Origin of the sequence: Micrococcus sp. KRD077 (genome assembly GCF_017168505.1) — a bacterium.
Taxonomy (GTDB): Bacteria; Actinomycetota; Actinomycetes; order Actinomycetales; family Micrococcaceae; genus Micrococcus; species Micrococcus luteus.
Map to the genome: position 1 here is coordinate 1 of NZ_JABFAZ010000050.1, position 406 is coordinate 406.

The window sequence follows — 406 nt, forward strand, 5'->3', positions numbered from 1 at the left end:
GCCGTCACCCACCGGAAGACCGGCCCGTGCCGCATCGCCGCCCCCTGCCCCCGTCCACCACGTCGTGGCTCAGTGTGGCGGGGTGCGTACGGCAGGGTCAGCGGCCGGAACCGGCAGTCGCCGCGCCCGGATGTTTCCGGGGCCCGGCAGGGTCAGTCGGTCCTGGGGTCCTCGTCCGCGTCGCGGTCCTTCTCCCGCTTCTTGTCCTCGTCGAGCGACTTCAGGAAGTCCGGGTTGTCGTCCGGGGCGACCCACTGCGGCCGGCCGCCGCCCCGGCCCCAGGCGGAGCCGCCCGCGCCGGCGGGCTGCCGCTTCTTGCCGGCGATGAGCCAGGAGATCGAGCCGACCAGCGGGAACAGCAGGACGAGGATCGCCCACAGCGGCTTGGGCATGTGCCGGATGTCCT

General features: G+C 73.9%; 1 protein-coding gene. It reads right to left on the minus strand.

Annotation, left to right across the window (positions count from 1 at the left end; genetic code table 11):
* Positions 1–152 precede the first annotated feature (152 nt).
* A partial coding sequence (locus J1M39_RS11045) for a PLD nuclease N-terminal domain-containing protein (protein ID WP_206496791.1) occupies positions 153–406 on the minus strand: 254 nt, incomplete at its 5' end.